The organism is Subtercola sp. YIM 133946, assembly GCF_036553535.1.
In the GTDB taxonomy this organism is placed as follows: Bacteria; Actinomycetota; Actinomycetes; order Actinomycetales; family Microbacteriaceae; genus Subtercola.
Genome location: NZ_JAZHPE010000016.1, coordinates 78451 through 105201, shown reverse-complemented (window position 1 = coordinate 105201; position 26751 = coordinate 78451). Strand labels below are relative to the sequence as shown.

The following is a 26751-nucleotide window of genomic DNA, read 5'->3' as shown; positions in this document are numbered from 1 at the left end:
CTCACGATAGGAGCGACGGGCGAGGCGCGGCAAAACGACGCGTAACGCTACGCAATATGACGGCCGTCGCGACCCGGACGCCGGGCTCGGGCCAGAATTGGGAGCATGCCCCGTCACCTCTTCGCCAATCCGCTGCGCCCGGCGTCGGAGTCGCCCTGGCTCGACGTGGCCGAACGCGTGGCCGACCAGCTGCGCGAGACGATCCTCGACCGCGAGGCGTCGAACGAGATACCGCACGACGTCGTCGACCTGCTGCGTGAGCACGGCCTGCTGTCGGTGATCGTTCGCACCGACCTCGGCGGCGCCGGCGAGCCGTGGTCGACGGGCGCCGAGATCGCCCGCATCCTCGCTCGCGTCGACGCCGGCATCGCCCACGCCGTGGGCTACCACTACACGTGGCTGTGGTTCACCCAGCTCTACGACACCGACACCGGCCGCGAGATCGTGCGTCGCTCAGCCGAGCGGCAGTCGTTCTGGGCCAGCATCGGCAGTGCGTTCGGCGGTTCGGGCGGCATCCGCGCCGACGGCGAGGGCTACCTCATCGACGCGAAGCGCGGCTTCGCCACGGGTGCCCCGCTCGCCGACCTGTTCTTCACCCAGACGGTGTCGGCCGACGACGGCCGCTTCTACATCTCGGCCGTCGACACCACGCTCGACGGCGTCAGCGTGTTCGACGACTGGGATGCCGTCGGCCAGCGCCTCTCGGCGAGCACGGGTGTCGTGCTCGATGCCGTGCGGGTCTCGGCGGCCGACGTGATCGCGGTGCTGCCGCCGCCCGGGCAGCAGCCCGCGCCGCTGCAGTCGCTCATGATTCCGTCGTTCCAGCTGCTGTTCGCGTACCTCAACCTCGGTATCACCGAGGGCGCGCTGTTCGAGGCCCGCGCGTACGTGCTCGAGTCGGGCCGGCCCTGGATCCACTCGGGGGTCGACTCGTCGACCGACGACCCGTACATCCAGAGCCTGTTCGGCGAGCACGCCTCGAAGGCGCTCGGCGTCGAGGCGCAGGTGCACGCCGCCGGCGACGTGCTCGGTGCCTTCTTCGCCGGCACGCTCGAGATCACTCCGACCACGCGCGGCCAGGCCGCCGAACTCATCGCGGCGGCGAAGGTGGTGTCGCACCGGGTGGCCCTGGATGCCTCGACCGCCATCTTCGACGCGACAGGGGCCCGGTCATCCGCCCGCCGCTTCGGCCTCGACCGATTCTGGCGCAACGCGCGCACGATCACGCTGCACGACCCCGTGTCGTACAAGTACAAGGAGCTCGGCGACTACGTGCTGACGGGCGCGCTGCCCGAGCCATCGGTCTACCGGTGAGAGGCCCGTTCATCTGCCCGTTGAAACCGCCCGCTGAACCCGCACCTGCGTTCGACCCTGCGATCTGAGGAACACCTGTGACAAAGCCCCTGCACTTCTCGGCGTTCGTGATGAACACCAACTCGCACATCCAGCACGGACTGTGGCGGCACCCGTCGGCGCGCCAGGTCGACTTCGACGACGTGAACCTGTGGATCGAGCTCGCCCAGACGCTCGAGGCCGGCAACTTCGACACGATGTTCTTCGCCGACGTCGTGGGGCTCTACGGGCCGGTGAACGGGTCGTACGAGGTGAATGCGCGCGAGGGACTGCAGATTCCGTCGAACGACCCGGCGGTGCTGCTGTCGGCGCTGGCCGTGAGCACGACGAACCTCGGGCTGGCGTTCACGAGCTCGATTCTGCAGGAGCATCCGTTCGACTTCGCGCGCAAAGTGTCGACGCTCGACCACATCTCGAAGGGCCGCATCGGCTGGAACGTGGTGACGAGTTCGCTCGAGAACTCGGCGCGCAACTTCGGCTTCGACCGCCTGATCGAGCACGACGAGCGATACCGCTGGGCCCAGGAGTACATGGACGTGGTGTACAAGCTGTGGGAGGGCTCGTGGGACGACGGCGCCCTGCTCAAAGACAAGGCCACCGGGGTGTACGCCGACTACACGAAGATCCACAAGATCAACCACGTGGGCGAGCGGTATCAGGTCGAGGGGCCGCACCTGCCCTCGCCGTCGGCGCAGCGCACGCCCGTGATCTTCCAGGCCGGGTCGTCGCCCGCCGGGCGCGAGTTCGCGGCACGCAACGCCGAGGCCCAGTTCATCCTGTCGCCCACGCCGGAGATCGCTGCCAAAGACATCGCCGCGACGCGGGCGCTCGCCGAGGGGTTCGGGCGGCGGCCCGAAGACATCCAGTTCTTCCAGGGCATCACGTTCGTGATCGGCAGCACCGAGGAGGAGGCCAAGCGCAACGAAGAGGAGATCGACGAGTACATCTCGACCGACGGTTTTCTCGCGCACATCAACCTCGGGCTCGACCAGGCCACCGGCACACCGCTCGACCCCGACCTGCCGCTGAAAGACATCAAGCACGAGGGCGGTTTCTCGCACGTGCAGTGGTTGCGCGAGGCGAATCCCGACCGCGAGCCGACCGTTCGCGACCTGGCCAAGATCACGGCGAAGGTGCGTGGCCGCTTCGTGGGCACGCCCGAGCAGATCGCCGACAAGCTCGAGGAGTGGCAGCGGGCGGGAGTCGACGGCATCAACGTGATGAACTGGACGATTCCGAACTCGTACGAGCTGTTCATCGACGAGGTCATGCCGACGCTGCGGGCGCGGGGCCTGGCGAAGCACGAGCCGACCCCCGGCACGCTGCGCCAGAAGCTCACCGCAACCGACCAGCTGAACGACCGGCACTACGGCAGGTCGTTCCGCGGCGCGTTCTCGTGAGCTCGGGCTCCGGGGCGGGCGCAGGCGCGGGCGCGGCCGCCGACGCCGACGCCGACGGCACGGGTGCGGCGGGTGCGCACGACTTCGTCGACATCTTCGCGACCATCGCGGCCGGCGCTGTCGAGCGGGAGCTGGGGCGCGAGCTGGCGTACGAGGCCGTCGAGCTGCTGCGGCAGAGCGGGTTCACCGCGCTGAGGGTTCCGGCCGAGTTCGGGGGAGCGGGCATCCGTCTGCCCGAGTTCTTCACGCTGCTCGTCGACCTCGCCGCTGCCGACTCGAACGTCGCGCACCTGCTGCGGGGGCACTTCGCGTTCGTCGAGATACTGCTGCTGAAGCCCGACTCCGAATACCGGTCGCGCTGGCTGCGGGCGATCGCCGAGGGCGCCATCGTGGGCAACGCGGCCAGCGAGCAGACCGGCACGACGCTCGCCGACATCTCGACCACCCTCGCCGAGGTCGACGGCCGCTGGCTGCTGAACGGCACCAAGTTCTACTCCACCGGCACGCTCTACAGCACGCACGTGTACACGGCAGCCGCCCGGGGCGACGAGCGCGTGACCTGCGTCGTGGCGACGGACGCGCCGGGAGTTCGCACGATCGACGACTGGGACGGCATCGGGCAGCGCCTGACGGCCAGCGGTACGACGGTCTTCGAGAACGTCGAGGTCGACCCGTCGACCATCGCGTCGTACTCGGGCGGCGGCCCGACCCACCTCGGCGGCTTCTTCCAGCTCGTGCTGGTCGCCGTGGCGGCGGGCGTCAGCCAGGCGACGCTGACGGATGCCGTTGCCTACGTTCGGGCCAGAAAGCGGTCGTTCATCAGCGCCAACACCGAGCTTCCGCGCGACGACCCGCAGGTGCAGCAGGTCGTCGGGCAGCTGTCGGCGATCGCGTTCAGCACTCGGGCGCTGGTGGAGTCCGCCGCGCGCCTGATGCAGCACGCGGCCGACGCGGCGGCAACCCGGCCCGACGACTCCGAGGCACGGCTCGCGGCCGTCGATACGGCCGAGATCGCTGCGTACCAGGCGCAGGTCGCGGTGCTCGACGAGGCCCAGCGCGGGGCGTCACTGCTGTTCGAGGTGGGTGGGGCATCCGCCACCTACCGAACGGCAGCCCTCGACCGGCACTGGCGCAACGTTCGAACGATCGCGTCGCACAACCCGGTCATCTACAAGCTGCGCCAGCTCGGCGAGTGGGAGACCAACGGGGTCGGCCCGAACGACATGTGGCGCAAGCTGTGGGTGGTGGGCTAGGCGGCGTCTGTGCTGCCGGCGTCGTCGCTGGTGGCGTCGTCGCCGGCGATCTCGCCGTTCGCGATGGCGTCGGCGTAGGTGCGGATGTCGGGGCCCGGCTCGAAGTCGATGAACCGGTCTTTCAGCTGCGCGTAGAGGGCCGAGTACACCTCATCGGCGTCGTGGCCGGTCATCGTGCGACTCAGATCGAGCACCGCTTCGCGCAGCACCCGATCTGAGTCGTCGAGGATCTTGGCGCGGGCTTCGTCGTTCCAGGCGATGTCTTGTGGCTGCATAGCCCGAAAGTACCCCGCCCACCCCCGCGACCGCAGGGGGTTGACTCGCGCCAGCGGCCGTTCAGCCGGCGTGGGGCGCGACGACGTCGAGCACCCACACCACCCCGAACCGGTCTTTCAGCATGCCGTACAGCGGCGACCAGCCGGCGGGCGCGAGGTCTTCGATGACGGTCGAGCCGTCGACCAGGCGCTGCCAGTACCTGCTGATCTCGTCGGCGTCGGCAGAGCGCACCGACACGAACACGGCCTTGTCACCCGGGTCGTAGCTCTGGGCGGCCGGCACGTCGTAGGCCATGAGGTGGATGCCGCTCGCTCCCTGCACCTGCCCCCAGGTGAGCTGGTCGGCCTCGGCCGGATCGGTGACGCGGTGGGCGTCGGCATAGGTGAAAGCGGTGACCTCGCCGCCGAAGACCTGGCCGTAGAACTCGAGCGCCGCGCGCGCTTCGCCGCGGAAGTTGAGGTGAGTGGTGGTGACGATCGACATTGTGGCTCCTTCGTGAACAGGCTCCGGCGGGTACCGGAACAGACACAGGCTCTCAGCAGTGGCGGTCAGTTCGTGTCCGCTACTGCTGCGATCATGGGTCGTATGGCCCCGTCGTCTCGGATGCTCGTTCTGCTGTCGCTCCTCCAGGCCCGCCGTGACTGGCCGGGCCGCGCCCTGGCCGAGCGGCTCGACATCAGCGAACGCACCGTGCGCCGCGACATCGATCGCCTGCGCGAGCTGGGATACCGAATCAGCGCCGCCAAGGGGCCCGACGGGGGTTACCGGCTCGATGCGGGGTCGGAGCTGCCGCCCCTGCTCTTCGACGACGAGCAGGCCATCGTGCTCGCCGTGGCGCTGCAGACGGTGGCCGTGACCGGAACGGGGTTCGAAGAGCCGGCGCAGCGGGCGCTCGCCGCGGTGCGCCAGGTGATGCCGGCCCGGCTGCGGCATCGCATCGACGAACTGCGCGTCGTGCCGGTCGCCGCCGGTTCGGCCCTGGCCCCGGTGAACGCCGAGGTGCTTGCACGGCTGGGCGCCGCGGTGCGCGCGCGGCAGATTCTGCGGTTCGAGTACTCCGGGGGTACGGGCGCCGCGACGGGCGGGGTGGGGGGCGACGCCGCGACGGGCGGGGCGGGAGCGGGCGACGCCGCGACGGGCGGGGTCGCAACCGGTGCTGCCGGCGTGCTGTCGCCGTTGCGCCGGGCCGAGGCGCACCACGTCGTGCTGCGCCTCGGGCGCTGGTACCTCGTGGGGTGGGATCTCGACCGGGGTGACTGGCGCACGTTCCGGGTCGATCGCATGCGGTTGCGCAGCCACGCCGGTGGGGAGTTCGCGGCGCGCGAGGTGCCGGGCGGCGACGTGGCGGCGTTCGTGAGCGCCCGGTTCCAGGGCGAGGGTGACCCCGCGGCGGGTGGCGGCGGGATCGGTGGGGGATGGCCGTGCCGGGGGGAGGTCATCCTGGCGGCGGCGGCCCGAGACGTAGCGCCGTTCGCGGGGGATGCCCTCGTCGAAGACCTCGGCCCCGGCAGATGCCGCATGGTGCTCGGGTCATGGTCGTGGAACGCCCTGGCGGCCGGCCTCGGGCGCTTCGACGTCGAGATCGAGGTGGTGGGGCCGCCTGAATTGGCGCGGGCGTGCGGGCACCTCGCCCGCCGGTTCGCGGCGGCCGCGGGCTGAGGCAGCGGCGGCCGCGGGCTGAGGCAGCGTGCTACTCGACGAGGGTCTGTGTGCCGAGAACGATGGCGAGGGCGAGGCGTTCGGCGTCGTCGGTGCCAGGCTCGGCGGTGTAGACCATGATGCGCAGGTCGTCGGCGGCGACGATGAGCGTGTCGCAGTCGAGCGTGATGCGACCGACCACCGGATGCTCGATCACCTTGCGCCGCGCCGTGTCGTGCGGGGTGTCGGTGTCGGGCGAATCCCACAGCTCGACGAAACGCGCGCTGTGGCCGCGCAGCTCGGCGATCAGCCGCCTCAGGGTGCGGTCGGCCGGGTAGCGTGCGGCGGTCATCCGCAGGTCGGCGACCAGCCCGGCCTCGAACTGTGCCTGCTCGGTGACGCTGAATGCCGTGCGCGATCCAGACCCCACGAGGTGCCGCCACAGGGCATTGCGGTCGAGCCCGCGCAGGCGTGAGGTCTCGCCCATCAGCGCGTCGTACGGGGCGTTCGCCACGAGGAGGGTGTTCGTGGCATCCAGAACCGCCACCGGGGTGTGCGCCAGGCGGTCGAGCAGGCGCTGAACGCTCGGCGGGATGCGGGTCGGCACGACGTCGCGGCCCGGGGCGGCGTGCCCGGCGAGCTGGTAGAGCAACTCGCGATCGGCGTCGGTGAGCCGCAGGGCGCGGGCGAGCGACTCGACGACCTGCGCCGACGGGGAGGTCGCGCGGCCCTGCTCGAGCCGCGTCAGGTAGTCGGCAGAGATTCCGGCGAGGCCGGCCAGCTCTTCGCGGCGCAGGCCCATTGCGCGCCGGTGACCGCCGCTCGGCAGGCCCACGGCCTCGGGTGCGACGCGGTCACGCCAGCGGCGCACCATTCGCCCGAACTCCGAAGACTGCATGGCACCAGTCTGCATGACGTGGCCGAGGCTGTCGTGGCCCCGGTAGTCCTACGAAGGTGGGGGGTGGCCCGTGGCGAGCTCGACGCCGGCGCTGGTGAACGCGAACCTGCTGTGGCTGGCCGCGATCGTCTTTCTGCCGGTGCCCACGGTGCTGATCGTCGACGTGCCCGGGCACGACCCGCTGGCGTCGGCGGCGTACGTGGCCACGGTGCGCGTCGCAGAGATCGCGACGCGCATCCAGGAGCAGATCATCGTGCGCTCGAACCTGCTGGAACCGGGGGTGCAGCGCCCGGCGGTGTTCTTCTGGGCCGACTGGATCACGGTCATCCTGACCTTCGTCGCCCTCGTGCTGGTGATCGTGCTGCCGGTGCTCGGGCTCTACCCGCTGTTGATTCTGCTGCTGTCGCGACCGCTCAACTGGCTGATCGGGCGCACCGTTCGCCCGGCGGTCAGCCGCGCGAACGCAGCCAGCCGCGGATGACGATGGGCGCGGTCACCACGATGACGGCGACGGCGATCCACACGGCGGGCGAGTAGTCGGTCGCGAGAATGGCGAGCACGACGATGGCGCCGATGGCCTCGACGACGAGCAGGTTGCGCCAGTGCGCGTGCTTACCGGCCCGGTATGGTGCGCGGGGGTTCGTTGCCATAGACGAAACCTACCGCCTCCCGCTGACAGCCCGCGCAGCCGTCGGCGGGGTCAGCCGCGGGCCCTCCTGATTCTGATCGGGCCCTTCAGGCTCGTCGGGTCGACGACCCTGCCGCCCTGGGTGATCTCCACCTCGCCCGCCGCCATCATGCGCCGGGCGGCCTGGCGCACGGGTTCCATCAGGGCGCGCCACTCGGCCTCGTTCGAGGTCACCGCCCGGGCGACATCAGAGGGGCAGATGCTGGCGGTGGATTCCCGGCTCGCGAGCAGCGACCGGATGCCCTCCTCGAGCTGACGTTCTGTGGCCATGCCTCCAGCCTGCACCGCCGAAGGCGACACCGCCACGGGTTGCGCTCCCCGCCCGTGCCGAGACACGGCCCGCTACGCTCAGGGGGTGTGGCCGGCTCGAGAGGCGCCGGCCGAGAGGGAGGCGGGCGTGGTCGAGTCGGGCGAGAGCGTGACGGGCGTAGGTGTGGGCGCGAGCGCTGACACGGGTGCGGCGAGCGACAACCAGACGGGCAGGGGCACGACAGGCGCGACGCGCAACCGGCGCTGGATCACCGAGGCCGTGAGGGAGCTCGCCGCCGACAGCACGCGCAGCGCCGACACGCACCTGCTGCGGTTTCCGCTGCCCCGCGCCTGGGGCATCGACCTGTACGTCAAAGACGAGTCGTCGCATCCCACCGGGTCGCTGAAGCACCGGCTCGCCAAGTCGCTGTTCATCTACGGACTCGTGGGCGGCCGAATTTACGAGGGCACGACCGTCGTCGAAGCCTCGAGCGGCTCGACCGCCGTGTCTGAGGCCTACTTCGCCCAGCTGCTCGGGCTGCCGTTCGTCGCGGTGATGGCCCGGTCGACGAGCCGGCGAAAGATCGAGCTGATCGAGGGCTACGGCGGCACCTGTGTTCTCGTCGAGTCTGCCGGTGCGGTGTACGCCGAGGCCGAACGCATCGCTCAGGATGCCGGCGGCTACTACCTCGACCAGTTCACCAATGCCGCCGTCGCGACCGACTGGCGCGGCAACAACAATATCGCGTGTTCGATCTTCGAGCAGATGGCGGGAGAGCGGCATCCCGAGCCCACCTGGATCGTCGTCGGCGCCGGAACCGGCGGCACGAGCGCCACCATCGCCCGTTACGCCCGGTATGCGAGCACGGCCACCCGGGTTGCGGTGGGCGACCCGGAGGGGTCGGCGTTCGCGGAGGCCTGGCGAACGGGCCGGCGCGACGTCACGGCACGCGGCTCACGCATCGAGGGCATCGGGCGCCCTCGGGTCGAGTCGTCGTTTCTGCCCGACGTGATCGACCGGGTGCAGACCGTCGACGATGGTGCGTCGATCGCGGGCATGCACGTGGTGGCCGAGCGGTTGGGGCGCGCCCCGGGGCCCTCCACGGGAACCAACCTCGTGGTTGCGCTCGACCTCGCCGGCGAGATGGTCGCCCGCGGCGAGACGGGCAGCATCGTGACCCTGCTCTGCGACAGCGGAGACCGCTATTCCGACACCTACTACGACGCTGCCTGGGTGCAGGCGCAGGGCATCACGGTCGCCCCGCACCTCGACGCCCTGCGCGCGCGGCTCGACGGGCGGGGCTGACGAGGCGATGAACGCTGGGTGAACATCCGCTCGCCCGTGGGCCCGGCGGGGAGAACGTGCGGCGCGCTCGTCTAGGTTTCACGTGGGGTGCGCAGCGGCACCCCGCGAGCTGGGGGAGTGACGGGTCGTGCCACTGGCGGCGGAGTGTTGGCGAATCGAACTGCGGGCGCGCACGCCGCGGGCCTGGCGCGGGGCGATCGGGTACTCGTTCGGGCCGTTCCGCGACTTCGTCTGCGACGGGCCCGACCTGAACGACCTCATCTTCATCTCGATCGGTGACGGCCGGGTGGCCAGCCTGCGCCCGGCCGGTGATGGGGTGCACTCCGAACGGATGCTCGCCATCGTGCGCCACGAGCTGCTGACCTGCGACTCCGCCGAGTTCGCGCGCGAGTGGGGCCTCGCCCCGGCGCCGGCCGCGCACGCCTGAGCGACGGGCCGCGCCTCCACCCCGCTCGCGCATGCCTCAGCGCCGCCCCCGGCCGCACCTTTACGCGACACGACTGCGCCCCGCCCCAGCGTGACACACCCCGTTCACCGACTCGACATCGTGGGTTCACGGCGGTGATGTCTTGGCTGCCTACCGTCGCCCTATGAAACCGGGATGCACGACCGCATGATCGACCGAGTCGATCCCTTCATCGGCTCCGACATCACCGAGCTGCGCGAACGCACCGGACTGGCCGCCACCTGGTGGTGGCCGAAACCCCAGATCGGCAACACCCACCCGGGGGCGACGTACCCCTTCGGCATGGTGTCGGCGTGCGGCTACTCGGGGGCATACCCCACGGGGTACGGGCGCTACGACCTCAGTCTCGAGGGGGTGCCGCCGATCATCCACGACACCACCGTCGTGTCGGGGTTCACACACTTTCAGCAGTCGGGCACCGGCGCGATACGCAAGTACTACAACTACTTCAGGGTCACTCCGATGACCGAGCCGCTGGATGCCCTCGGGCGCCTCTGGCAGGTCACCGACGAGCGCGCCGAACCCGGCTGGTACCAGGCCACGCTCGACTCCGGCGTCACGGCCGAACTCACGGTGGGGCCGAAGAGCGCGGTGCACCGGTACACGTTTCCGCGGCATCCGAATTCGCGTGTCGTGATCGACTTCTCGCAGGGCGGTCTCTCGATTCCGTACGGCGCGACCCTGCCGCTGCGTGCCCACCTCGAGACGCACGGGCCGGGGGTGGCGAGCGGCGAGATCGTGGTCGAGGGCACGCCCATCGCCGTGTACCTCGAATTCGACAGCCCGCAGTGGCGGCAGATGCTCTGGTACGACCGGCGGCTGATGCCGGGCGGCAAAAGGCTCGACTTCGACCACATCAGGCCGACGACCCTGCGGCCGTTCGGGCTGATGTGGGCGGGCCCGAGCGAGCCGGGCCAGAGCGTCGAGCTGCGCATCGGATTCTCGCTGCGCGGGGTCGAGCAGGCCAAACACAATTTGCACACCGACCTCGGCACGGGCGACGAACGTTTCACGAGCCGCCGCGAGAAGACGAAGAAGGTGTGGCGCAGGCACCTGAAGACGGTCACGGTCGACACGCCCTCGATCGAACGCCAGACGGTGTTCTCGACCGCGCTCTACCACTCGTTGATCAAGCCGTGCCTGGCCCCGTCGGAGAGCCCGTTCTGGCCGTCAGACGGCCCGTTCGCCTTCGACATCAGCACCATGTGGGACATCTACCGCACCCAGCTGCCCCTGATCACCGCCATCGCCCCCGACCGCGCGGTCGAGCTCGCCAACGCGCTGCTGACCATCTGCGAAGAAGAGGGCAACTTTCCCATCGGCTACCGCATGGCCCGGGGCAGCGACCGGTTCTCGCGGCAGGGCAGCGCGCTGGCGCACACGTTCCTGGCCGACCTCTGCCAGCTGGGGCTGCCGGGCGTCGACTGGGAGTGGGCTCTGGTGCACATGTCGGATGATCTGCGGCGCACCTACGGCGAAGAGTTTCTGCAGCAGGGCGAGACCCACCCCATCAGCCACACGCTCGACCTCGCCTTCGGCTACTGGTGCACGGCGAAGGTCGCCCAGCGGGTGGGCGACCGTGCGCTGGCCGAACAGTTCTCGGCCATGGCCGAGCGCTGGACGAACGCCTACGACCCGGCGACCGGCCTGCTCAAAGACTCGACGTTCTACGAGGGCACGCGGTACAACTACTCGTTCCGGTTGGTGCACGACATGGCCTCGCGCATCGCGCTCAGCGGGGGAGCCGAGGCGTTCGTGGCACAGCTCGACGAGTTCTTCGGGTTCGGGGCCGAGCCGGTCGTGCAGCCGGGCCGCGAGCCCGAGCTCGCCGAGATGCTCGCCGGCTACCGCCTCGGCCGCTTCGAGGGGCTCAACAACGAGCCCGACATGGAGGCGCCGTGGGCCTACCACTACGCCGGCCGCCCCGACCGAACCGCCGAGATCGTGCACAACGTTCTGCTGCAGCAGTTCGGCACGGGCCGCGGCGGCCTGCCCGGCAACGACGATTCGGGCGGGCTCAGCTCGTGGTACGTGTGGGCGTCGCTCGGGTTGTTTCCGGTGGCCGGACAGAACGTGGTGCTGCTCAACGCCCCGTCGTTCGCGCAGGCATCGATCGCGATCGGCGACACCACGTTCACCATTCGCACGCTCGGCTTTCTCGAGCCGACGCACGGCGGCCCGGTGCAGTACGTGCAGTCGATGCAGCTGAACGGTTCCCCTCTCGAACGCAGCTGGATGACCGGGGCCGAACTGCATCGCGGCGGCGAGCTGCTCGTCGAACTCGGGCCCGAGTCGAGCGCCTGGGCCACTGCCGAGCACACCCTGCCGCCGTCGCGGCCGCTGGCCGTGCATCCGTCGTCGGCCGCCGCCGCCCCAGCCGCCGCCACCCCGCCCGCCCCACCCGAAGCGCCGCCAGCCCGAACGGAAGTGAAGCCATGAACCCCGTGCAGAACCGTCTTGTGATCGTCGTCCGCGCCGACCCCGTGATCTGCGGGCACTCGGTCGAGGCCCGCAATCTCGCCGAGACCGCCCTCGAGCGCGGCTTCGACGAGGTGCGCATCGTGACCTGGCCGCTCGACCGGCTGGCCGCCGCCGGCCTGCCGCTGAAACCGCTCGACTCGGTGCTGCCGTACAGCCCGGGCATCATCGTCGAGCGGCCGGAGCCCGTGGGCGACTACAAGGTTCCGGATGGCCGGTACCTGGCCGGTATCGTCGGTCGTCTCGTGGAACTGTTCACCGACGGCGTGCCCACCGTCTGCCTCTCGTTGTATCTCAGCCCCCACACCATCGCGGTGGCCGACGCTCTGCGTGCGGCATGGGGCACCGGACTGCCCGTCAACGTCACCACGGTCGCCGAGGCGGTGGGCTCCGACGTCACCAACGTGGTGTGCACCGCGGTCGAAGAGGGCCGGCTCGGTGCCGCGGCGCACATTCTGTCGAGCTACCTCAGCCAGGATCACTGCGTGGCCGTCTCGGAGTACACCCGCCAGCTCATCATCACGGAGGCCGAGCGGGTCGACGAACAGCACGGCACGCGGTTCGCGCAGCAGTGCCGTGAGCGCATCCGCATCTCGTATCCGGCGATCGACGCCGACGCCTACCTCGACCTCGACGACGACGTGATCGCTGAGGTACTCGCCGCGCGTGGGCTCGAGCGCGACGGGTACGTGCTGTTCCTGTCGCGGCTGACCGAGGCGAAAGGGGTCGAAGACCTCATCGAGGGGTACGCCACGAGTGGAGTGCACACGACCAAGGCGCTCGTCATCGCCGGGCGCGGGCCGCAGGCTGCGGCGTTGCGCGAGGTGGCGGCGGCGTCTGACGTCGCGCACCGCATCCTGTTTCTCGACGATGTCGGTGACGCCGAGAAGCCGTACCTCATGGCCGGCTGCGCCGCGTTCGCGCTGCCGAGCAAGCCGCGCCCCGAGTTCGTCGAGACGTTCGGCATCGCCCTGGCCGAGAAGATGCTGGCCGGTGGGGGGCCCGTGATCACCACGGTGACCGGCGGAATCGCCGAGGCGACGGGCGAGCATGCGATCGTGGTACCGGTCAACGACCCGGCGGCGATCTCGGCGGCGCTGGTGCGGGCGGTGGTCGACACGTCGCCGGCGCAGCGGGCGGAGTGGGCTGTGCGCGCCCGGGAGTACGCACTGCAGTTCGACCGCCGCACGGTCTTCGACCGCCTCTTCGCGGGCGTCGTGCGCGAGCCCGACGCGTCCCGCGTCTGACCTGCCCGGAGCGCCCGGCGCGGTGGGCGCCGCGCCACTCGCCCCACCATCCGCACCGCAGCACTCACCCGGCGGCCGCCCACCTCCCCTCGCATCCACCCCTCTGTGCCGATCCACTTGGCGCGGACGGCTCTCATGCGGCCTCATAACGTGCTTCTGCGCAAAGTCGCCGGCCGAGGGGGTGAGGGGCGCGCATCCGGGTGGCAGCGGAGGGCGGGTCAGGGGGTGGAGGGGATGGAGGGGGTGCCGATCGAGTAGCGGGCGTCGTCGGTGACGGTGATGAGCGGGGTGCGGTCGGTGTCGAGCTTCTTCGACAGCGACGCGAGCAGCGCTGCCACCTCGCGGGCATCGTGGAGTGTCGGTGCGGCGGCGGCGGCGCTCAGCTGCTCCGCCGTCAGGCGCTCGCCGGGGGAGGCCATCAGGGCGTCGAGCAGCCGCAGCTCGGGCGGCGTGAGGTCGATGCGGTCGCCCGAGCGCCACACCTCCCGCCGCTCGTCGTCGATCACGAGATCGGCCAGCGTGCGGCTGCGCCCCGGCACACCGTGCGCCCGCACGAGCGCCATCAGATGGCTCGCCACCCCCTCGAGGCTGAACGGCTTCGTCATGTAGTCGTCGCCTCCCGCCATGTAGGCGTCGACCCGGTCGGCCGTCGAGTGGAGCGCCGTCAGAAACAGCACCGGCGTCGCGTCACCGGATGCCCTCAGTGCCGTCACGACCCTGATGCCGTTCATGTCGGGCAGCATCACATCGAGCACGATTGCGTCGGGCCGGAACTCCACCGCCGCGTCGAGGGCACTCGCTCCGTCGGCGACCTCGCGAACATCCCACCCCTCCAGCCGCAGCGCCCGCCCGAGCAGGTCGCGCAACGGTTCGCCGTCTTCGACGACGAGCACCCTGATGGGGCGCGGGGTGGTGGTGGTCGCAGAGGCCGGGTTCAGCTGCGTCGAGGTCGTCATGCCCTTCAGCCTGCGCGTCGAGCCTGTGCGGCAGCATTCGACCACCGATGAACCGCCTGTCAAACGCGCCGCGAATCGGCACGGTCACGTCATGAACCGCCCGGCCCCCGGATGCCCGCCTGTGCTTCTGACCATGACTCCGCCCAGCTGGCTCGAGCACCGCCGCGCCGACGACGACGACGACGAACAAATGAAGTACCTCGCCCCCGCGGCCGACGTGCCCGGCGACTAGGGTGGCGACAGCGCGTGCCAGGCCGCGGCGGGTGACGCCGACGCATCGGGCGACGCACCGGACGCGGCGCAGGGGAGCTCGGGACGGTCGTTCCGATGACCCTGTCCGGCTACCCGCTCGTCGGCGCCTCGCCACCCGACGATGCGGCCGCCGTGCTGACGCTCTCGGGCTGGTCTACGCCCGGGCGCAGTGGCCCGCCGTCTCGGCGCCCCGCCATCGGGCACCCGGCCCTCGCGGCGTGGGTCGCGCGCGCGCGCGAACGGGCTGCCGCTTGGCTCGACTGCTGCGGGGCTAAACCGCGCGGGCGGCGATCGGCGCCACGACGGGGGCCGTCACGCGCTGGATGAACTCCGATAGCCGGGCGTAGACCGCCTGCGATTCGGGGTACCTGAAGTTCTGCTGCCAGGTGTGCCGAGCGTTGCGGTTCTCGCGCCCGTAGACGAGCGTCTCGACCGGAACCAGCGCCGCCCGCAGCCGCGACACGAACCGCAGGTTCGACTCGTAGAAGTAGTCGAGCTCTGAGGTCGACACGAAGACCTCCGGATGCCCGGCCTTCACCCACTCGATCGGCGACAGGTACGTCGCAGCGGCTCTCAGTGACCGGGTGGCCGCCGCCCGGGGGTGCAGCAGCCGCACGAAGTTCTTGCTCAGGATGGGCGCGCGACCGAACATCTCAGAGAAGTCGACGGCGCTGCAGTGCAGTACCAGACCCTGCACCGTATCGAGGCCGGTACCGGCGGGCATCCCGAAGTGTTCGCGCAGTTCGGGGCTGCCAGACGCCGCGGTGAAGAGGGCGGCGATGTGGCCGCCGGCCGAGTCGCCGCCGAGCACGATGCGTGCGGGGTCGCCGCCGTAGCCGACGATGTTCTCGTGCACCCAGCGCACCGCCGAGGCAGCGTCTTCGATCATGTGGTTCATCTGGAAGCGCCCGGCCCGGCGGTAGTTGACGTTCACCACGACCGCGCCGGCCGCGGCCTGCAGGGCGCAGTACTTCGTGACCGTGTTCTTGTCGCCCGAGGTCCAGCCGCCGCCGTGCAGGTAGATGTAGACGGGCTTCGCGCCCGCCGCGGTGTCGTCGGCGACGAGAACGTCGAGCCGCTGCTGCGGATGCCCGTGCCCGGCATAGTCGATATCGGTCGTCTGCCGCACCCCCGCCACGGGGTCGACGTTCATGCGCTTCGTCTCTGAGTTCTGAATGACGAACATGCCGGCCCGGAAGGCCCACACCGGGGTTCCCTTGAACAGCGACCGCAGGGCCAGGTGCCAGGCGGGCGCGACAGGGGGAGCCGCCGCAGGTGAGTCGTTCATGAGGCCAACCGTAGGCACCCAGCATGCCGGTCAGCCGTGATGCACCTCTGGATCTACTGCGAACATGCCCCGAGGCCCATCCACGCCCGCGCTGACGCGGAATGATCGAACCGTCGTCGTCGTGTGAAATCGCGTCTGCTCGACAGGGAGAGGGTATGGTCAAACCAGCCATATTTCGCTCGATGTTCTGCCAACAGTCTGCTGTCGCCCTGCCGCTACGTGAAGGAACAACCATGACCGCACCGACGGCAGCCCCGCCTGCCGACGTGTCACAGTTGTTGTTCCGGTCGCGGGTGGTGCAGATCCTGGCCGTCGAGACTGCCGTTCTGTATGCGTTCCTGGCGCTGTTCGTCGACATCCACCCGTTCTGGGTGCGGCTGGTGCTGGGCTTCCTGGCCACCAGTGCCGCCGTCGTGGCGCTCGCCGTGCGGGGGCGCGCCATCGCCACGCACGCCCCGGGGCGCATCCTCATCATCGCCGCCATGGTGTGCCTGAGCTTCGTGGCGTACACGGTCACCAACCCGGGCCTGCCGGTCATCATCGTCTACTCGCTGGTGTCGCTCACCATGGCCGCGACCGTGCTCGACACCTACCGCATGGGCCTGCTGATCGGATCGATCGGGGTGGTGCTGGCCATCGTCACGATCGTGCTGCGCAGCGCCAACCCCCTGGCGGCGTGCGTCGTGTACCTCGGGCTGACGGTGACGAGCACGTTCTTGCTGGTTCGGCAGCGGCAGTTTCTCGAACTGGCTCGGGATGCCGCACTGAACCTCGCGCTCACCGACTCGTTGACCGGGCTGCTCAACCGGCGGGGCATGGAGGTGCAGGTTCCGCTGCTCGACAGCGTCTCGCGGCGCACCGGACAACAGCTGGCGTGCATCCTGCTCGACCTCGACCACTTCAAGGCGATCAACGACCGCTTCGGGCACGCCGTGGGCGACGAGGTGCTGCGGGTGACGGCCGCGACCATCGTGCGCACGATGCGTGAGGCCGACGTGGCGGTACGCACCGGCGGCGAGGAGTTCGCGATCTTCTGCCTGGTGCTCGGCGAGCAAGACATGATGGCGCTCGCAGAACGCCTCAGGCATGAGCTGGAGCAGCAGCCGTCGGCACCGCAGCTGACGGTGAGCATCGGCGCCGCCATCGGTTCGGGCGGCGATACGGTGCAGATCTCGGCGCTGTCGGCGCGCGCTGACAAGGCCCTCTACGCGGCGAAGCAGGGCGGCCGCAACACCATCCGCAGCGCCTGAGCCGCGCCGGGCCGCGCTGGGCCGCGCCGCGCTGGGCCGCGCTGCGCCGCGCCGCGCTGGGCCGAGCCGCGCCGCGCCGGATGCTCGACTGCCGCTTCCCGGCTCGCGGGTCTGCGCTTGCTACGGTGCAGTGCGCACTGTGAACTCGAGGGGGGCTGCCTGCCTCGTCAGCAGCGTGAGGGCGCCCGCGTAGCCGTCGGCGAGCTCCAGGTCGGTCATCAGGGCGTCGCGCACGCCGCACGGGTAGGCGAGCAACCGGGGTGGCTCTGCTGACGGGGTGACGAGAACGTCGGTGAGGGCTACGCGCATGCCGTCGCCCGTCGCCTTGACCACCGACTCCTTGCGGCACCAGGTCGTGTAGAACGCGGCCGTCGATGTGGGTCGCGTCTCGCCTTCGCCGAGCAGGATCGGCAGGGTCGACGCGGCGCGCGCGGAGAGATCCGCGGAGGGGCCGTTGCCGAGACCGATGGTGTCGGGCGCGGTGTGGCCGGGCGAGGCGCCTGCTTCGGGCGCGGGGGAGGTGGGGACGTGGCGGGACAGGCGGGGGGAGTCGATGCGCTCGACGTCGATGCCGACGGGGCCCGCGGCGGTCAGGGCGACCACCACGAGGTCGGCCGAGTGCGAGACCGAGACGTACAGCCCGGTGCCGGGCAGCGTGGGCCGGCCGTGCGATGCTCCGCAGCGCGGGCAGCGGCGGTCGACGACGACGTCACTGGGCGCTGTGTCGAGGCGCAGCGCGGCCGCCCCCCGCACGAGGCTGGCGCCGAGCACGAACCGCGCGCGGTCGTCGGGCAGCCGCAACGAGGCGTGCCGGCAGTGTTCGGTGGCGTCGAGCTCGGCGAGCCGCTGCCGCAGGGCCGCCGGGGTGTGCTGGCGCAGGTCGGTCATCCAGATCTCACATGCGACGGCCACAGACCCACCGTACGCACCCCGTCGTCGAACCGCGACGTGCGCCGGCTGAGCGCGGTGCTCTCGCGCCAGCCGTGACACTCTGGCGCGAGCCGTACGCACCCGTCGGTGAATCGCGACGTTCATCGGCGCGTGGCCCGGTTCGTCGCCAGCGGCCCGGGTGTGTTATGGTTGCGGCTGCGGGATTGCGGTGCATCATCACCGTCCGCTGGGGGCAAGGCCACACTCGGGTATCGAACCCGGGCAGGCACAGATCATTCCGACGCTGTCGTTGTGCACGTCTGGTTTGCCCCGTTCCACCACACTTCTGTCTCACCCCGAACGCGTTCGATTCGCAGCCCGGTGGAGAGCGTCACTGATTCTTTGATAACTCGTGGCATTCTCTGAAAAAGCGCCGATCAATGAGTTCACCCGAGACCTGTGTGTTTCTGCGAGCCGAGCGATTTCCTCCCTGAGCTGACAGGGCAGGAAATCGCAGCGCTCGCTGCGCCCTGCGTTTCTGCGCGAGAATTGACGGGATGATCGCGCCGCCCTACCTCTACGGATCAGGCCGCCGCCGCCCGCCCGCCCTGCTCGCCCAGGCCGTTCCCGCCCGGTTCGGGTCGTACATCGAGCCGTTCCTCGGCAGCGGAGCGCGAGCGATCGCCGTGATGCAGCAGCACCCCGGGGCCTCCTTCGTGTTGAACAGCTCGAACCCCGACCTGCTGGCGGTGTGGGATGCCCTGCTCACCGACCCCGGCCGGCTCATCGGCCTCGTGGCTGGCCTCGCTGCCGGCCACGACCGCCGCCAGTTCGACGGCCAGCGCCTCGCCGGGTTGCGCGAACAGCAGCCCCTCCCGGCCATGGACAGGGCGGCCCGCTTCGTCTACCTCAGCGGCACGGCCGAGGGCAACGGGCTCGCCGGCGCCGCCGACGATTTTGCGTCGGCGCGTTTCGCACGTGACACGGTGGCGTTCGATGCGGCGAACCTGCGCGCGTTGGGCAGGCTGCTCGCCGGGCGCGACGTGCGGTTGAGCGGCCGGCAGCCGTTCGACCTGCTGCCGCAGATTCACGAAGACGACATCGTGTTCGTCGATCCGCCCTACCCGGTGGCCGCGGCGGGGGAGCCCGGGCAAGCGGGGCAGCCGCGCGTGCCGGGGGAGCCTCGGCCGCCCGGAGAACCGCTGGGCTCGGCGGCGGCTCCGCCGCCCGGAGAACCACGGGGCTCGGCGGCGCCTCGAGGTGCGGCCCCCACCCCGCGCGAAGTGAAGAGCTTCGTCGCTGCGGTGACGGCGAAGGGGGCCGCGGTGCTGCTCGCCGGGCATCCGGTCGACGAGACGCCGGCCGGAGCCTCGGGCTGGAGCACCCTCTCGCGCCTGCCCACCGACGACGGCGCGCCCCTCTGGGCCAACTCCCTGTTGCACCGCGCCCTGCGCGCGTAGCCCGCCCAGAGCGTCAGGCCAGCCGTTGCAGGCCCCGAACCGCGTCGGGCCAGCAGTCGGTGCCCCGCCCAGCGCGTCAGGCCAGCCGTTGCGGGCCCAAACCGCGTCAGCTCTGCGGCAGCAGTCCGCGCAGCGCCTCGATCGACTCGATGCGGGTGGGGCCGGTTGGTGCCAGCGGCTGCGCCAGCAGCGTCGTGACGCCCGACTCGGCGAACGCTGCAAGGCGGTCCCGCACGTGCGACTCGTTGCCGATCAGGGCAGTGGCGCGCACCAGATCGTCGGGCACGGCGGCGGCCGCGGCACTCTTCTCGCCCGCCAGGTACAGCTCCTGCACCCGCTCGGCCTCGTCGGCGTAGCCGTACCGAATGGCCAGGTCGTTGTAGAAGTTGGCGCCGCGGGCCCCCATGCCGCCCACGTACAGGGCGATGCGCTGACGGTAGGCGTCGAGCATCCTGTCGGTGTGGTCGCCGATGTAGAGCGGAACGGCGACGATGGTGTCGAGCGGGCCGAGTGCCGCGTCGCGCTTCGCCTGCCCGTCGGCGAGCGCCTCGCCCCAGGCCGCAGCGGCGAACTCGGGGTGGTAGAACAGCGGCAGCCAGCCGTCGGCGATCTCGGCCGTCTGCGCCACCGCGCGCGGTGTCAGCGCGGCGATCGAGATCGGGATGCCCGCCCGCACCGGCTCGTTGATGAGCTTGAGCGGCTTGCCGAGACCGGTTCCCTGATCGGCGGACAGCGGAATGCGGTAGTTCCTGCCGTTGTGCACGACCCGCTCGCGCCGCCACACCGAGCGGCAGATCTCGACCGTCTCACGCAGATGACCGAGCGGGGCCGTGAACGGCACGCCGTGGAAGCCCTCGATGACCTGCGCCCCCGAGCTGCCGAGGCCGAGCTCGAACCGCCCGCCGGAGACGGAGTCGAGCCCGGCCGCCGTCATGGCGATCAGCGTGGGCGTGCGCGAATAGATGGGCAGGATGGCCGACATCAGCGTGATGGTCGACGTGACGGCCGCGAGGTAGCCGAGCCGGCTCACAGCGTCGAACGAGTACGCCTCTGAGACGGCCACCACCTGGGCGCCGGCCCGCTCGAATTCGACCGTCTCACCGGCCGCCACGAGAAAGTCGTCGGAGTAGTCGATCGTCACGCCGAGCCGCATGGCTGCCCCTTTCGCGCGGCCGCCCATGGTCGTCGGTGGCCGCAACGGTAGCGTACCCGTTCGGCCCGCCGGGCATCCGGTCGCCGCGGATGTACCCTACTGATTCAACGGCAGCAGGATGCCCTTGACGGTGGGGTCACTGGCCAGGAACTGCTGCACCAGCGGGTCTTGGAAGGCCGCGACCAGTTTCTTGATGTTGTCGCTGTCGGCGTAGTTCGATCCGATGGTGAGCTGGCCGGCGAACTCGTCGGGGGCCTGGGGCGCGAAGATCTGGTCGGCGATCGGGATGTTCGCGGCCAGGTAGTACTCGGTGTAGCCCACGGCCGCGTCGAGGTCGGGCAGCGCCCGCGACTGGGCGGCGAAGTCGAGCAGGGTGAACTTCAGGTTCTTCGGGTTCGAGGCGATGTCGTCGACGGTCGCGGTGCCCTTGTCGGTGCCGTCTTTGAGGGTGATGAGGCCGGCGCTGTCGAGAATCCAGAGGCCCTGCGACTCGTTGGCCGGGTCGGAGTAGAGCGAGATGGTGCCACCGTCGGGAATCTGGCTCGGGTCGGTGTACTTGTCGCTCCAGAGCCCGAAGCCCCAGCGGAAGACGGGCGTCGCCGCCTCCTCTTTGAAGTCGGGGTTCGCCTCGAGCACCTGGCCGAGCCAGAGCTTGTGCTGGTACACCGTGGCGGCGACTTCGCCGTCGCTCACCGCGCGGTTGATGGTGTTGCTGTCAGAGAGCCCCTTGAAGGCGACAGTGATGCCGTACTTCGGCGCGACGTTCGCCGCGACGTAGTTGACGAGAGCCTCTTCGGAGGCGTTGCCCTCGGCGGTGGCGACGTACAGCGTCGCACCCGCCTGGTCGTTGGCCGAGGCCGTCGGGCTGAGCAGCGGGATCGTGATCGCGGCGGCGACACCGACGACCACGACGATGCCGCCTGCGACCCAGGGCCATCTGCGGCGCTTCTTCAGTTCGAAGCCCAGGCCGGCGTCGGGGGTGGCGCTAGGGGCACCGGGGGTGCTGGCGGGTGGGGTGGCATCGTTTTCGGGCGCGTTGGAGGGTGTTTCAGACATGGTTGTGGTGCCTTTCGGGCTGCTGTGTGATGAGGTGGAACGAGGAGCTGGGGTGCTGGTTTCGATACGGCCGTCGGCCTACTCAACCGGCGGGGGTGCGCTGATTGAGTAGCGCGGAGCGCGTATCGAAATCAGAGCAACGGGCGGGGGTGCGCTGGTTGAGTAGCGCGAAGCGCGTATCGAAATCAGAGCAACGGGCGGGGGTGCGCTGATTGAGTAGCGCGAAGCGCGTATCGAAATCAGACGGGTGACGCGGCATTGGCGGTCTCGATGTCGATGCGGGCCACCCGCCGGGCGAACCGGCGGTCGCTCGCAGTGGAGCTGTGCGGCGTCGTGAGCCGCACCAGCGCGTCGCCGACCAGCTGCACCGCCGCGACCAGCGCGACGAGAATGATGATCGTCGCGAGCATCACCTGGTTGTCGAAGCGCTGGTAGCCGTAGGTGATGGCCACGTAGCCGATTCCGCCCGCGCCGATGGTGCCGGCGATCGCCGAGTACTCGATCATGGCGATCGTATTGATGGTCAGGCCGCCGATCAGCGACGGCACCGCCTCGCCGAGCTGGGCCGTACGGATGATCTGCAGGCTCGACCCGCCCGACGCCTTCGCGACCTTCACCAGCGACGGCGGAACACTGCGCAGCGAGTTCTCGACGATACGGGTGAAGAACGCGATGCCGGCCACCGACATCGGCACCACGGCGGCCGCGATGCCGATGTTGGTGCCGGTGATCAGCCGGGTGAACGGAATGATCGCGACCATCAAGATCAGGAACGGCAGCGACCGGCCCACGCTCACGATCCAGCTGAGTGCCGAGTGCATGCCCGGGTTGGGAAAGAGGCCGTCACGAGCCAGATTGTGGATGATCGCGCCGAGCGGCACGCCCACGACCACCACGATCGCCATCACGATGCCGACCATGATCAGCGTCTCACCGAGTGCCGGCAGCACGAGCGCCGGAATGTCGGCGAGGGGAACGTCGTTCGGGTTGGCGAGCACGATGGCGCTCATACCGTGACCTCCGTACCCGTCGGCCTCGTGGCGTGCTCGGAGGGCTCGCGTACCGGAACGCCTGCGTCGGGCGTGGGGGTTTCGACACGGCCTGCGGCCTGCTCAACCGGCGTTGTGCCTGCGGCCTGCTCAACCGGCGTTGTGCCTGCGGCCCGCTCAACCGACGGTCGGCCCGCTGGTTGAGTAGCAGCGGAGCTGCGTATCGAAACCTCCGACGACGCCCCGTCGCTCGGCCGGGCATCCAGCCCCAGTCGGCGGGCGGCCTCGGCGACGGCCTGCGCATCGGGGCCGCGCAGACCGACCGTGGCGTGGCCGACGATGGCGCCGTCGATCGTCTCGATCGAGGCGCCGAGCAGCGACACCGGCGTCTGCAACTCCTGGCCGAGCCGGGTCACCCAGTCGGCCGGAACCGCCGCAGAGGTGTAGCTGACGAACCACTCGCTCTCGCTCGCGCCCGCGTTCTGGGCGGGCTTCGCGGGGTTCAGGGCGCGCCCGAGACCAGACGACGGGTCGCGCAGCAGGTCGACGACCCGCCCCGACTCGACGATGTGCCCGCGGTCGAGCCGCGCCACCGAGTCGGCCACCTGCAGAACGGTCTGCATCTCGTGGGTGATGAACAAGATCGACAGGCCGAGGTCAGAGCGCAGCTCTTTCAGCAGCGACGTGATGGAGGCGGTCGAGTCGGGGTCGAGGCCCGAGGTGGCCTCGTCGGCGAGCAGCACGGTGGGCTTCAGGGCGAGAGCGCGGGCGATGCCGACGCGCTGGCGCTGGCCGCCCGAGAGCTGGTGCGGGTAGTAGTCGGCGCGGGAGGAGAGGCCGACACGGTCGAGCAGCTCGGCGACGCGCTTCTTCGACTCGCGCCGGGTGACCCCGAGGTAGCCGAGCGGCAGCGCGATGTTCTCTGCGGCGGTGCGGCGGCTGAACAGGCCGTCGGCCTGGAAGACAGTGCCGATGCGGCGCCTGGCCGTGCGCAGCTGCGCCTCGGTGAGCCGCGAGAGGTTCTCGCCGTTGACGATGACGGAGCCGGAAGTGGGGCGCTCGAGCAGGTTGACGCACTGCGCCAGCGTGCTCTTGCCCGCGCCGCTCGGGCCGACGACGGCGAAGATCTCGGCGGCGCCGACACTGAAGTCGAGGTTGTCGAGCACGGCCACGGCGCTGTCGCCGTGACCGTAGACCTTGGTGAGTTTCTCGAGGGTGATCATGTTCTCGCCGGCACCCCGATACGGAAGCTGGCGCCCAGGTGCTCCTCGGGCAGGCGGTCGCCGCGGCCGTGCAGCTTCTGGCGCAGGCTGCCCTCGACGTACTCCTCGGGGTAGGCGCCACGGCGGCGCAGTTCGGGGATGACGAACTCCACCACATCTTCGAACGTGCCGGGGGTGATGGCGTAGGCGAGGTTGAACCCGTCGACATCGGTGTCTTCGACCCACTCCTGCAGGTGGTCGGCGACCTCTTCGGGCGAACCGACGATGAACGGGCCGAGGCCGCCGATCGCGCCGAGCCGGGCGATGTCGCGCACCTTCCACTCGCCGCCGTCTTCGTTCGCCTCCTGGAAGTTGGCGACCGCCGACTGGATGGCGTTGCTCTTCACATTGCCGATCGGCTCGTCGAGGTCGTACTGCGACAGGTCGATGCCCATCCAGCCCGACATGAACACGAGGGCGCCCTCTTCGCTGGCGTAGCGCAGGTAGTCCTGGTGCTTGGCGTGCGCCTTCTCGCTGGTCTCATCGGTGATGATGGTGAGCAGGGTGTAGATCTTGGCGCTGTAGCGGTCGCGCCCTGCCTCTTCGAGGGCATCCCGAATGCGGCCCACGGTCGCCTTCAGGCCCGCCTTCGTTGACGAGGCGACGAAGATCGCCTCGGCGTTGCCGGCGGCGAACCTGATGCCGCGGGGCGAGGCGCCTGCCTGGTAGATCACGGGCGTGCGCTGCGTCGACGGCTCGGCGAGGTGGATACCCGGAACCGTGAAGTTCTTGCCGTAGTGCCCGATCTCGTGCACCTTGCTCGGGTCGGTGAAGACGCCAGACTCGCGGTCGCGGATGACGGCGTCGTCTTCCCACGAGCCCTCCCAGAGCTTGTAGAGCACCTCGAGGTATTCGTCGGCCACGTCGTAGCGGTCGTCGTGCTCGAGCTGGTCTTCGTGCCCCATATTGCGGGCGGCGCTCGGCAGGTAGCCGGTGACCACGTTCCAGCCGACGCGGCCGTTCGTGAGGTGGTCGAGCGTCGACATGCGGCGTGCGAACGGGTACGGATGCTCGTAGGCCGTGCCGGCGGTGATGCCGAACCCGAGGTGTTCGGTGACCGCGGCCATGGCCGACACGAGCAGAATCGGGTCGTTGACCGGAACCTGGGCGCCGTGCCGGATCGCGGCCTCGTTCGAGCCGCCGTACACGTCGTAGGTGCCCAGCACGTCGGCGATGAAGATGCCGTCGAACCCGCCGCGCTCGAGGAGCTTGGCGAGCTCAGTCCAGTAGGAGATCTGCTTGTAGCGCCACGACTGGTCGTCGGGGTGCCGCCACATGCCCGAACTCTGGTGGGCGACGCAGTTCATGTCGAAAGCGTTGAAGCGAATCTGGCGAGTCATGGTGATCATCATGGGCGAGTTCGTCGATCGGCGCGCGCGCATGCGTTATACAGCGTCACATTCCAGACCGAGTACACAAAATGGGTTCGCGCCGGCGTGCGATTAGGCTCGAACGATGGCAGAGCGACGGTCGGCCCGCGGCGACACCCGCGACGGATGCGCCGCCCTCTGCGCGATGGCCGCTTCGCTGGCGGCGCAGGGCCCCGGCGGCCGACGGTATCTCGTCGAGTTCGGCCGGCGTGGAGCGGGCATTCCGGCCGGCCCGCTGTGGTTCGTGGCGGCGGCAACGGGCGGGCGCAATCCTCTTCGCGGGCGGGGTTTCGCGGCCTCGCTCGACGACGGCTCGACCGGCCAGGCGCGGCACTTCGCCGGAATCGTGGCGAGCGTCGCCCGCCTCGGCCCCCGCGCGACGCGCTGGCTGTCGGTGCACGTTCGCCGCGACGCGCTCGACTCTGCCGACGGGCGACTCACCGAGTGCGCCATCGAGTTCGCCACGATCATCCGTTCGGGCGAGCTCGACCCCGCCGACGCACCGGACTGGCTGCGTGCGCATCTGTGTGCAGCGCCGGCGGAGTGAGAGCGCACGCCAACAGCACCCGGCGGTGCCTGGCGGGGGCGCCCGAGCGCACGCGAACAGCACCCGGCGGGGGCACCCGAGCGCACGCGAACAGCGGCCGGTTGGTGAGGGCGGTCGCGGGCTACTTGAGCAGGCGCGACAGCACCCGGTCGGCCAGCGGCTTGCCGCCCGTCTGGCAGGTGGGGCAGTACTGCAGCGACGAGTCGGCGTAGGTCACCTGGCGCACGATGTCGCCGCACACCGGGCAGAACTCGCCCGTTCGGCCGTGCACCTGCAGCCCCAGCTTCTTCTCGCGCTTCAGCTCTGACGCCGCGAGCCCGTCGCTGCGCTCGATCGCACCGCGCAGCGTCGACTGCATGGCCTCGAACAGGCGCCCGACCTCGTCGTCGGTCATGGCGGCGGGCTTGAACGGCGACATGTGGGCGGTGTGCAGAATCTCGTCGGAGTAGGCGTTGCCGATTCCCGCGATCACCGCCTGGTTGCGCAGAACGCCCTTGATCTGGGCGCGGCCGGCACCGTTCAGGATGCCCGCGAACTGTTCGAGCGTGAACCCGGGGTCGAGCGGGTTGGGGCCCAGGCGCGCGATGCCCGGCACCTCGTTCGGGTCGCGCACGACGTAGATCGCGAGGCTCTTCTTGGTTCCGGCCTCGGTGATGTCGAGCCCCGAGCCGGGGGGATCGCCACTCTCATCGAGCACCAGTCGTGCCGCAAGCGGGCCAGACCCGGGGCGCCCCGCCTTGATGACGGGCGGGCCCTCGCGCCAGCGGATCCACCCCGCGCGGGCCAGGTGCATCACCAGGTGCAGCTCGTCGTCGCCGCCGGCCGCGACGCCGGCGCCGGGGGCGGCGAACGTCAGGTCGAGAAACTTGCCGTGGCGGTCGACGGCCACGATCATCCGCCCCGCCAGCGCCGAGGCGGGCGGGTCGAACGTCTTCAGGGCCGCGAACGACACCACGTCGAACCGGTCGAGCGTGCGGCCGACCAGCCGCGCGCCGAGATCGGCGACGAGCGCGTACACCTCAGGGAGCTCTGGCACCCTACAAGTA

27 protein-coding genes are annotated in these 26751 nt (G+C 70.2%); 13 read left to right on the top strand and 14 right to left on the bottom strand.

The window, feature by feature from the left end:
* The first annotated feature begins 105 nt into the window (after nucleotides 1-105).
* From V3W46_RS05680 to V3W46_RS05670, 3 genes are all read left to right on the top strand, one after another.
* Nucleotides 106-1314 carry an acyl-CoA dehydrogenase family protein gene (locus V3W46_RS05680; protein ID WP_331782124.1) on the top strand — a complete coding sequence of 403 codons (1209 nt, stop codon included), beginning with the start codon at nucleotides 106-108 and terminating at the stop codon, nucleotides 1312-1314.
* A 110-nt stretch (nucleotides 1315-1424) separates the two neighbouring features.
* Complete coding sequence (locus tag V3W46_RS05675; RefSeq protein ID WP_331782236.1) at nucleotides 1425-2753, top strand: LLM class flavin-dependent oxidoreductase; 1329 nt, start codon at nucleotides 1425-1427, stop codon at nucleotides 2751-2753.
* Complete coding sequence (locus V3W46_RS05670; RefSeq protein ID WP_331782123.1) at nucleotides 2750-4006, top strand: acyl-CoA dehydrogenase family protein; 1257 nt, start codon at nucleotides 2750-2752, stop codon at nucleotides 4004-4006. Before V3W46_RS05675 ends, V3W46_RS05670 begins: the two co-directional genes overlap by 4 nt.
* Here V3W46_RS05670 and V3W46_RS05665 read toward each other — a convergent pair.
* A complete protein-coding gene (locus V3W46_RS05665; RefSeq protein WP_331782122.1) occupies nucleotides 4003-4281 on the bottom strand; it encodes a hypothetical protein in 279 nt (92 codons plus the stop codon). The two genes, V3W46_RS05670 and V3W46_RS05665, sit on opposite strands and share 4 nt — an antisense overlap.
* Before the next feature lie 61 nt (nucleotides 4282-4342).
* Entirely contained in the window at nucleotides 4343-4765 is a 423-nt protein-coding gene (locus V3W46_RS05660) for a VOC family protein (RefSeq protein WP_331782121.1), read from the bottom strand.
* 102 nt (nucleotides 4766-4867) lie between these two features.
* On the opposite strand from V3W46_RS05660, the gene V3W46_RS05655 reads away from it, so the two are divergent.
* Nucleotides 4868-5941 (top strand): helix-turn-helix transcriptional regulator, encoded by a 1074-nt coding sequence (locus tag V3W46_RS05655; protein ID WP_331782120.1) that lies wholly within the window; start codon nucleotides 4868-4870, stop codon nucleotides 5939-5941.
* Nucleotides 5942-5972: 31 nt separating this feature from the next.
* Here V3W46_RS05655 and V3W46_RS05650 read toward each other — a convergent pair whose 3' ends face one another.
* Nucleotides 5973-6818: a helix-turn-helix transcriptional regulator gene (locus V3W46_RS05650; protein ID WP_331782119.1), complete on the bottom strand. Its 846-nt coding sequence runs from the start codon at nucleotides 6816-6818 to the stop codon at nucleotides 5973-5975.
* Between the two features lie 70 nt (nucleotides 6819-6888).
* Between V3W46_RS05650 and V3W46_RS05645 the strand changes: the two genes are divergently transcribed.
* Entirely contained in the window at nucleotides 6889-7299 is a 411-nt protein-coding gene (locus V3W46_RS05645) for a hypothetical protein (protein WP_331782118.1), read from the top strand.
* On the opposite strand, the gene V3W46_RS05640 is transcribed toward V3W46_RS05645, so the two are convergent.
* Both V3W46_RS05640 and V3W46_RS05635 read right to left on the bottom strand, forming a co-directional pair.
* Entirely contained in the window at nucleotides 7268-7468 is a 201-nt protein-coding gene (locus V3W46_RS05640) for a hypothetical protein (protein ID WP_331782117.1), read from the bottom strand. The genes V3W46_RS05645 and V3W46_RS05640 overlap by 32 nt on opposite strands.
* 50 nt (nucleotides 7469-7518) lie before the next feature.
* Entirely contained in the window at nucleotides 7519-7776 is a 258-nt protein-coding gene (locus tag V3W46_RS05635) for a DUF3253 domain-containing protein (protein ID WP_331782116.1), read from the bottom strand.
* Between the two features lie 247 nt (nucleotides 7777-8023).
* Here V3W46_RS05635 and V3W46_RS05630 point away from each other — a divergent pair, with 247 nt between their 5' ends.
* The 4 genes from V3W46_RS05630 to V3W46_RS05615 all read left to right on the top strand — a co-directional run bounded on the left by V3W46_RS05630 (nucleotide 8024) and on the right by V3W46_RS05615 (nucleotide 13252).
* The gene (locus V3W46_RS05630) at nucleotides 8024-9061 is read left to right on the top strand and encodes a PLP-dependent cysteine synthase family protein (protein WP_331782235.1); all 1038 of its coding nucleotides are present in this window, start codon (nucleotides 8024-8026) and stop codon (nucleotides 9059-9061) included.
* Between the two features lie 127 nt (nucleotides 9062-9188).
* Nucleotides 9189-9488 carry a hypothetical protein gene (locus tag V3W46_RS05625; RefSeq protein WP_331782115.1) on the top strand — a complete coding sequence of 100 codons (300 nt, stop codon included), beginning with the start codon at nucleotides 9189-9191 and terminating at the stop codon, nucleotides 9486-9488.
* A 174-nt stretch (nucleotides 9489-9662) separates the two neighbouring features.
* Nucleotides 9663-11966, top strand: coding sequence for a glycoside hydrolase domain-containing protein (locus V3W46_RS05620; RefSeq protein WP_331782114.1), 2304 nt, complete (start codon nucleotides 9663-9665; stop codon nucleotides 11964-11966).
* The gene (locus tag V3W46_RS05615; protein WP_331782113.1) at nucleotides 11963-13252 is read left to right on the top strand and encodes a glycosyltransferase family 4 protein; all 1290 of its coding nucleotides are present in this window, start codon (nucleotides 11963-11965) and stop codon (nucleotides 13250-13252) included. The genes V3W46_RS05620 and V3W46_RS05615 overlap by 4 nt, the downstream gene beginning before the upstream one ends.
* 218 nt (nucleotides 13253-13470) lie before the next feature.
* On the opposite strand, the gene V3W46_RS05610 is transcribed toward V3W46_RS05615, so the two are convergent.
* Nucleotides 13471-14208 carry a response regulator transcription factor gene (locus tag V3W46_RS05610; RefSeq protein WP_331782112.1) on the bottom strand — a complete coding sequence of 246 codons (738 nt, stop codon included), beginning with the start codon at nucleotides 14206-14208 and terminating at the stop codon, nucleotides 13471-13473.
* Between the two features lie 91 nt (nucleotides 14209-14299).
* Between V3W46_RS05610 and V3W46_RS05605 the strand changes: the two genes are divergently transcribed.
* Nucleotides 14300-14440 carry a hypothetical protein gene (locus V3W46_RS05605; protein WP_331782111.1) on the top strand — a complete coding sequence of 47 codons (141 nt, stop codon included), beginning with the start codon at nucleotides 14300-14302 and terminating at the stop codon, nucleotides 14438-14440.
* Nucleotides 14441-14731: 291 nt separating this feature from the next.
* Here V3W46_RS05605 and V3W46_RS05600 read toward each other — a convergent pair whose 3' ends face one another.
* Entirely contained in the window at nucleotides 14732-15748 is a 1017-nt protein-coding gene (locus V3W46_RS05600; RefSeq protein ID WP_331782110.1) for an alpha/beta hydrolase, read from the bottom strand.
* Between the two features lie 233 nt (nucleotides 15749-15981).
* On the opposite strand from V3W46_RS05600, the gene V3W46_RS05595 reads away from it, so the two are divergent.
* Nucleotides 15982-16998: a GGDEF domain-containing protein gene (locus tag V3W46_RS05595; RefSeq protein WP_331782109.1), complete on the top strand. Its 1017-nt coding sequence runs from the start codon at nucleotides 15982-15984 to the stop codon at nucleotides 16996-16998.
* 120 nt (nucleotides 16999-17118) lie between these two features.
* Here V3W46_RS05595 and V3W46_RS05590 read toward each other — a convergent pair whose 3' ends face one another.
* A complete protein-coding gene (locus tag V3W46_RS05590) occupies nucleotides 17119-17910 on the bottom strand; it encodes a 4'-phosphopantetheinyl transferase family protein (RefSeq protein WP_331782108.1) in 792 nt (263 codons plus the stop codon).
* A 515-nt stretch (nucleotides 17911-18425) separates the two neighbouring features.
* Here V3W46_RS05590 and V3W46_RS05585 point away from each other — a divergent pair.
* Nucleotides 18426-19328 (top strand): DNA adenine methylase, encoded by a 903-nt coding sequence (locus tag V3W46_RS05585; protein ID WP_331782107.1) that lies wholly within the window; start codon nucleotides 18426-18428, stop codon nucleotides 19326-19328.
* A 106-nt stretch (nucleotides 19329-19434) separates the two neighbouring features.
* Here V3W46_RS05585 and V3W46_RS05580 read toward each other — a convergent pair whose 3' ends face one another.
* The 5 genes from V3W46_RS05580 to V3W46_RS05560 form a co-directional block, all read right to left on the bottom strand.
* Nucleotides 19435-20481: an LLM class F420-dependent oxidoreductase gene (locus V3W46_RS05580; RefSeq protein ID WP_331782106.1), complete on the bottom strand. Its 1047-nt coding sequence runs from the start codon at nucleotides 20479-20481 to the stop codon at nucleotides 19435-19437.
* A 96-nt stretch (nucleotides 20482-20577) separates the two neighbouring features.
* The gene (locus V3W46_RS05575) at nucleotides 20578-21537 is read right to left on the bottom strand and encodes a MetQ/NlpA family ABC transporter substrate-binding protein (RefSeq protein ID WP_331782105.1); all 960 of its coding nucleotides are present in this window, start codon (nucleotides 21535-21537) and stop codon (nucleotides 20578-20580) included.
* A 239-nt stretch (nucleotides 21538-21776) separates the two neighbouring features.
* The gene (locus V3W46_RS05570) at nucleotides 21777-22547 is read right to left on the bottom strand and encodes a methionine ABC transporter permease (protein WP_331782104.1); all 771 of its coding nucleotides are present in this window, start codon (nucleotides 22545-22547) and stop codon (nucleotides 21777-21779) included.
* Nucleotides 22544-23749 carry a methionine ABC transporter ATP-binding protein gene (locus V3W46_RS05565; protein ID WP_331782103.1) on the bottom strand — a complete coding sequence of 402 codons (1206 nt, stop codon included), beginning with the start codon at nucleotides 23747-23749 and terminating at the stop codon, nucleotides 22544-22546. Before V3W46_RS05565 ends, V3W46_RS05570 begins: the two co-directional genes overlap by 4 nt.
* Nucleotides 23746-25128 carry an LLM class flavin-dependent oxidoreductase gene (locus V3W46_RS05560; RefSeq protein ID WP_331782102.1) on the bottom strand — a complete coding sequence of 461 codons (1383 nt, stop codon included), beginning with the start codon at nucleotides 25126-25128 and terminating at the stop codon, nucleotides 23746-23748. Before V3W46_RS05560 ends, V3W46_RS05565 begins: the two co-directional genes overlap by 4 nt.
* A gap of 115 nt (nucleotides 25129-25243) precedes the next feature.
* Here V3W46_RS05560 and V3W46_RS05555 point away from each other — a divergent pair, with 115 nt between their 5' ends.
* Nucleotides 25244-25705 carry a hypothetical protein gene (locus V3W46_RS05555; protein ID WP_331782101.1) on the top strand — a complete coding sequence of 154 codons (462 nt, stop codon included), beginning with the start codon at nucleotides 25244-25246 and terminating at the stop codon, nucleotides 25703-25705.
* Nucleotides 25706-25826: 121 nt separating this feature from the next.
* On the opposite strand, the gene V3W46_RS05550 is transcribed toward V3W46_RS05555, so the two are convergent.
* Nucleotides 25827-26741 carry an Fpg/Nei family DNA glycosylase gene (locus tag V3W46_RS05550; RefSeq protein ID WP_331782100.1) on the bottom strand — a complete coding sequence of 305 codons (915 nt, stop codon included), beginning with the start codon at nucleotides 26739-26741 and terminating at the stop codon, nucleotides 25827-25829.
* Nucleotides 26742-26751 lie beyond the last annotated feature (10 nt).

Bases quoted from the DNA above. Each gene is read 5' to 3' on its own strand.
- V3W46_RS05600 (WP_331782110.1), bottom strand. From the start codon at position 15,748: ATGAACGACTCACCTGCGGCGGCTCCCCCTGTCGCGCCCGCCTGGCAC.
- V3W46_RS05610 (WP_331782112.1), bottom strand. From the start codon at position 14,208: ATGACGACCTCGACGCAGCTGAACCCGGCCTCTGCGACCACCACCACC.
- V3W46_RS05675 (WP_331782236.1), top strand. From the start codon at position 1,425: ATGAACACCAACTCGCACATCCAGCACGGACTGTGGCGGCACCCGTCG.
- V3W46_RS05595 (WP_331782109.1), top strand. From the start codon at position 15,982: ATGACCGCACCGACGGCAGCCCCGCCTGCCGACGTGTCACAGTTGTTG.
- V3W46_RS05560 (WP_331782102.1), bottom strand. From the start codon at position 25,128: ATGACTCGCCAGATTCGCTTCAACGCTTTCGACATGAACTGCGTCGCC.
- V3W46_RS05615 (WP_331782113.1), top strand. From the start codon at position 11,963: ATGAACCCCGTGCAGAACCGTCTTGTGATCGTCGTCCGCGCCGACCCC.
- V3W46_RS05660 (WP_331782121.1), bottom strand. From the start codon at position 4,765: ATGTCGATCGTCACCACCACTCACCTCAACTTCCGCGGCGAAGCGCGC.
- V3W46_RS05650 (WP_331782119.1), bottom strand. From the start codon at position 6,818: ATGCAGTCTTCGGAGTTCGGGCGAATGGTGCGCCGCTGGCGTGACCGC.
- V3W46_RS05640 (WP_331782117.1), bottom strand. From the start codon at position 7,468: ATGGCAACGAACCCCCGCGCACCATACCGGGCCGGTAAGCACGCGCAC.
- V3W46_RS05655 (WP_331782120.1), top strand. From the start codon at position 4,868: ATGGCCCCGTCGTCTCGGATGCTCGTTCTGCTGTCGCTCCTCCAGGCC.
- V3W46_RS05575 (WP_331782105.1), bottom strand. From the start codon at position 21,537: ATGTCTGAAACACCCTCCAACGCGCCCGAAAACGATGCCACCCCACCC.
- V3W46_RS05635 (WP_331782116.1), bottom strand. From the start codon at position 7,776: ATGGCCACAGAACGTCAGCTCGAGGAGGGCATCCGGTCGCTGCTCGCG.
- V3W46_RS05565 (WP_331782103.1), bottom strand. From the start codon at position 23,749: ATGATCACCCTCGAGAAACTCACCAAGGTCTACGGTCACGGCGACAGC.
- V3W46_RS05585 (WP_331782107.1), top strand. From the start codon at position 18,426: ATGATCGCGCCGCCCTACCTCTACGGATCAGGCCGCCGCCGCCCGCCC.
- V3W46_RS05555 (WP_331782101.1), top strand. From the start codon at position 25,244: ATGGCAGAGCGACGGTCGGCCCGCGGCGACACCCGCGACGGATGCGCC.
- V3W46_RS05665 (WP_331782122.1), bottom strand. From the start codon at position 4,281: ATGCAGCCACAAGACATCGCCTGGAACGACGAAGCCCGCGCCAAGATC.
- V3W46_RS05680 (WP_331782124.1), top strand. From the start codon at position 106: ATGCCCCGTCACCTCTTCGCCAATCCGCTGCGCCCGGCGTCGGAGTCG.
- V3W46_RS05620 (WP_331782114.1), top strand. From the start codon at position 9,663: ATGCACGACCGCATGATCGACCGAGTCGATCCCTTCATCGGCTCCGAC.
- V3W46_RS05570 (WP_331782104.1), bottom strand. From the start codon at position 22,547: ATGAGCGCCATCGTGCTCGCCAACCCGAACGACGTTCCCCTCGCCGAC.
- V3W46_RS05580 (WP_331782106.1), bottom strand. From the start codon at position 20,481: ATGCGGCTCGGCGTGACGATCGACTACTCCGACGACTTTCTCGTGGCG.
- V3W46_RS05605 (WP_331782111.1), top strand. From the start codon at position 14,300: ATGAACCGCCCGGCCCCCGGATGCCCGCCTGTGCTTCTGACCATGACT.